This is a genomic window from Anaeromusa sp., from assembly GCF_028691475.1.
Classification (GTDB): domain Bacteria; phylum Bacillota; class Negativicutes; order Anaeromusales; family Anaeromusaceae; genus Anaeromusa.
Genome location: NZ_JAQUZF010000165.1, coordinates 1 through 4,225, shown reverse-complemented (window position 1 = coordinate 4,225; position 4,225 = coordinate 1). Strand labels below are relative to the sequence as shown.

General features: G+C 52.9%; 4 protein-coding genes, 1 tRNA gene and 1 pseudogene. All 6 read left to right on the top strand.

Annotated features, from left to right (window positions below):
• A pseudogene (locus PHF27_RS13575) lies at positions 1 to 504 on the top strand (carbamoyl-phosphate synthase large subunit); the annotation flags it as partial.
• Positions 497 to 1,264, top strand: a complete 768-nt coding sequence (locus PHF27_RS13570; protein WP_300071181.1) for a dihydroorotate dehydrogenase electron transfer subunit — start codon at positions 497 to 499, stop codon at positions 1,262 to 1,264. The pseudogene PHF27_RS13575 and the gene PHF27_RS13570, both read left to right, overlap by 8 nt.
• On the top strand, positions 1,257 to 2,171 hold the full coding sequence (locus PHF27_RS13565) for a dihydroorotate dehydrogenase (protein WP_300071178.1): 915 nt from the start codon (positions 1,257 to 1,259) through the stop codon (positions 2,169 to 2,171). The genes PHF27_RS13570 and PHF27_RS13565 overlap by 8 nt, the downstream gene beginning before the upstream one ends.
• Before the next feature lie 25 nt (positions 2,172 to 2,196).
• Complete coding sequence (pyrF, locus tag PHF27_RS13560; RefSeq protein WP_300071175.1) at positions 2,197 to 2,913, top strand: orotidine-5'-phosphate decarboxylase; 717 nt, start codon at positions 2,197 to 2,199, stop codon at positions 2,911 to 2,913.
• A 2-nt stretch (positions 2,914 to 2,915) separates the two neighbouring features.
• Positions 2,916 to 3,497, top strand: a complete 582-nt coding sequence (pyrE, locus tag PHF27_RS13555) for an orotate phosphoribosyltransferase (protein WP_018702725.1) — start codon at positions 2,916 to 2,918, stop codon at positions 3,495 to 3,497.
• 100 nt (positions 3,498 to 3,597) lie between these two features.
• Positions 3,598 to 3,672 (top strand) — tRNA-Gly (locus PHF27_RS13550).
• Positions 3,673 to 4,225: the final 553 nt, after the last annotated feature.

The following is a 4,225-nucleotide window of genomic DNA, read 5'->3' as shown; positions in this document are numbered from 1 at the left end:
ACCGGCGAAGTTATGGGTATTGACTATCATTATGCCAGAGCGCTCTACAAGGCGTTGGTAGCGGCAGGAATGAACATTCCCGCCCATGGCTCGGTGCTCTTTACGGTTGCGGACAAAGACAAGGAAGAGGCCGGACAAATGGCTTTGAAATTTGCGGCGTTGGGATATAAGCTCTTGGCTACGGAAGGGACCGCTAAGCATCTCCGTTCGCTGGGCTTGGAAGTAGAACTGGTGCAAAAAGTTCACCAGCGCAAAGATGATATTATTCGCTTGGTAAAAACCGGCGGGATTCACTTGGTGGTCAATACGCTGACCCAAGGACGGGAAATGGAGCGCGATGGCTATCGTATCCGTCGGGCTACGGTGGAACACGGCATTCCTTGCTTGACGTCAATGGATACGGTGCGGGAAGTACTGGAAGTCATGCGTTTTATGCGCGACCGCCGTTTGGTGTATGTATTGGCACTGCAGGATTACGTGGGAGGAGGAGACGCTCTTGCCTAAGCTGGTGGAAGAAGCCATCGTGCTGCAGCAGGAACTTTTAGCGCCCGGCGTATACCGCCTGGCGCTAAAAGCGCCTCAAATTGCAAGACAGGCGCAGCCGGGGCAGTTTGTACATGTACGAGTCGCCGTAACGGCGGCGCCTCTTTTGCGCCGTCCGATCAGCATAGCCGGGGCTCAAGAGGATGGAACGCTGATTTTGATTTACCGCGTTGTGGGAGAAGGCACGAAACTGCTGTCCGCCATGACTGCAGGAGCCGCGTTGGATCTAATGGGGCCGTTGGGGAACGGCTTTAAATTAGAGGGAAAGCAGCCTTTGTTGGTTGGTGGCGGAGTTGGTTTGGCGCCGCTGCTCTTTTTGGCGCAGCGACTTTGTCCTCTGCCGGTTAAAATTGTATTGGGCGGACGCTGCGAGGAAGATCTATTCTGGCTGGACTTATTTCGCGGCGTATGCTCGCAGCTTATTGCCACTACGGATGACGGTTCCTGCGGTTTGCAGGGGACCGTTGTAGCGGGTTTGCCGGAGGCGTTGGCGCAAGGCGTTGACGGCGTATTTACCTGCGGTCCGGAGCCTATGATGCAGGCGGTGGCCGCCTGGGCGGCTCAAGAAAAATTGTCTTGCCAGGTTTCTTTAGAGAAACACATGGCTTGCGGCGTAGGCGCCTGCCTGTCTTGCACCTGCGCGGATAAAGAAGGCAAACGGCGCAAGGTTTGTACAGACGGACCTGTTTTCCAGGCGGAGGAGGTTTTTTACGATGCCTAATCCATCCATGTCGGTCAAGCTGGCCGGTCTTACCCTAAAGAACCCGGTTATGACCGCTTCGGGAACCTTTGGCTTTGGTCTGGAATACGGCGAGTTTTTTGATGTGTCCAAACTGGGAGCCATTGTAGTTAAGGGTACTACGCTGACGCCATGGCCCGGGAATAGCGGCCAGCGCATTGTGGAAACTCCAGCAGGCATGCTTAATTCCATCGGTCTTGAGAATCCAGGGGTGGATGTATTTTTGACGCAGACGCTGGACAAACTAAAAGCTTTGGATACGCATATTATTGTCAATATTTCCGGGCGTACCGAAGAAGAATACGCTTTATTGGCGGAAAAATTGGACGTAGACGGCGTGGCGGCGCTTGAGGTCAATATTTCCTGCCCGAATGTCAAGCAAGGAGGCTTGGCGTTTGGCACGGATTGCGCCATGGCTTCCGGTGTTGTAGAAGCAGTGAAGGCATGTACGAAAAAACCGGTTATCGTGAAGCTGTCTCCTAATGTGACGGACATTGCACAAATGGCCCAGGCCGTAGAGGCGGCGGGAGCTGACGCTATTTCCTTGATCAATACTTTAACCGGCATGGCGATTGATATTCATACTTGGAAGCCTAAGCTGGGCAACGGCGTGGGCGGCCTTTCAGGGCCGGCGGTGAAGCCCGTGGCCGTGCGCATGGTCTATCAAGTGGCGAAAGCGGTAAAAGTGCCAATTATCGGCATGGGCGGTATTATGACTGCCGACGATGCGGCGGAATTTCTTTTAGCTGGCGCTACTGCAGTAGCTGTGGGGACGGCTCAATTTGTCAATCCTACAGCGGCGCTGGAGGTAGTGCAGGGCTTAGAAACGTATGTGCAGCAGCGGGGCCTTGAAAATGTGCAGCAGATGATCGGGCAAGTCCGGTTTTAAGGCTGTGAGCAATGGAGTGTAAAGGATGAACGGAAAAGAGAAGCGGATTATTGCGCTGGACTATTCCTCACAGGAAGAAGCGTTGGCGCTGGTCGGTGTTTTAGGAGAAGAAGCCGCCTATTATAAAGTAGGTATGGAACTTTTTTATAGCAGCGGCGGCGATATTGTACGGCATTTGAAAGCGGCCGGTAAGAAGGTCTTCTTGGATCTCAAGCTGCATGACATCCCCAATACGGCGGCGAAAGGTCTAGGGGCCTTGACTCGTTTGGGAGCGGATATGCTGAACGTGCATGCTTCGGGTGGCCTGGAGATGATGCGTCGCGCCGGCGAGGTAGTTGCAGAAGAAGCGTTGCGCTGCGGCATGCAGGCGCCTGTTGTTCTGGCAGTTACCGTTCTTACCAGCATAGGCGGCGACGAGTGGGCGCGCCTGGGCCAGGTAGAACCCGTAAATAAGGCGGTGCTGCGTTTGGCGCAGCTGACGCAGGAGGCAGGCTTGCAGGGCGTGGTAGCTTCCCCTCAGGAAGCCGCTGCTATTCGCCAAGCCTGCGGTAAGGACTTTGCTATTGTGACGCCGGGCATTCGGCCGGCAGGCGTCTCTGTGGACGATCAGCAGCGGGTGGCGACTCCCGCCAGTGCTTTAGCCGCAGGCGCCAGTCATCTGGTAATTGGACGTCCTGTAACGAAAGCGGAAGATCCGTTGGCGGCGCTGCGGCGTTTGGCGGCGGAAATGGAAGGAGCATAAGCATGCGTGAAGAGGAAGTAAAACAATTGCTGCAAGAGACAGAAGCTATTTTGGAAGGGCATTTTCTGCTGACGTCCGGCTTGCATAGTCCGCTGTATGTAGAAAAATTCAATCTGCTGCAGTGGCCAAAACAGACGGAACGCCTTTGTAAGGAGTTGGCGGAGCGCTTTGCTGATGCTGGCGTAGAAGTGGTTATCGGCCCCATGACCGGCGGTATTCTGCTGGCTCATGAAGTAGGTAAAGCTTTAGAAACTAGGGCTATTTTCACAGAACGGGAAAATGGCGCCATGGCCTTGCGTCGGGGCTTTTTCATTCGTCCTGGTGAAAAAGTACTCATTGTTGAAGATATTGTAACTACCGGCGGCTCTGTAAAAGAAGTTGTTGATGTGGTGCGCGCGCAAGGCGGCGATATTGTAGGAGTTGGCCTGCTGGTAAACCGCAGCGGCGGTAAAGCGGATTTTGGCGGTTTGCGGGTAGAAGCGCTGCTTAACTTAACGGTGCCAACCTATGCAGCGGCAGAATGCCCTCTTTGCCAGGAGGGCAAGCCTATGACGAAACGCGGTAGCCGGCATCTTAAAGCATAAAATAGATAAAAATTCTGCATAAAATACAAAAAGCTCTTGCCAGAAGAGGTTAAAGTTGATATAATTCATATCCGTAAGAGGTGCTCCGGCATCGATATCTGCGGAAGTGGCTCAGTGGTAGAGCATCGCCTTGCCAAGGCGAGGGTCGCGAGTTCGAATCTCGTCTTCCGCTCCATATGTATAATTAAAAGCTCAGTCTAAACGACTGAGCTTTTCTTTTTGCTGTACCAGAATTTTTCAGTTTTGATTTCGTACTTTTCGCGATTTTCGCGGTTGGATAATAAATTCGAGAGATGTTGCTAACGAACCGCGAAATACGCGAAAGGCGCGAAAGGGGTTTTCAAGAGATAGGAGCTTCTGTAGAAACGGCGGCATAACTGTATTTGAGACAAGATTTGCGTGCGACTCGCAAAAATAGGAGTCGACGGCAGTTCCGCGAACTCGCTGGCGCTCAGACATACGGAACTTTTTTCCGTTGCCTCCTGTTTTTGCGTCCTCCGGATCGTCTTGCTCCAAAAAGTCTCAAATACAGTCACGGCCATCGCTCCTGTTAAATTTCGTAACCCTCAGTCGAACCCTCCGTGACTCTCGCGACTCTTGTTCAATTCTCTGGCCTTTCTCTGGTTTTTCGCTGTTACTCTGAGTTATGTTCTCTTTTTGGGGTGAGAAGTTTAAGCGCCGAGACGCTGCTGTTCCTGTTCTTTGCGGCGACGCTCGTTATTGCGGAT

Coding starts and splice junctions, on each gene's coding strand:
- pyrE (WP_018702725.1), top strand. CDS start 2,916: ATGCGTGAAGAGGAAGTAAAACAATTGCTGCAAGAGACAGAAGCTATT.
- PHF27_RS13565 (WP_300071178.1), top strand. CDS start 1,257: ATGCCTAATCCATCCATGTCGGTCAAGCTGGCCGGTCTTACCCTAAAG.
- pyrF (WP_300071175.1), top strand. CDS start 2,197: ATGAACGGAAAAGAGAAGCGGATTATTGCGCTGGACTATTCCTCACAG.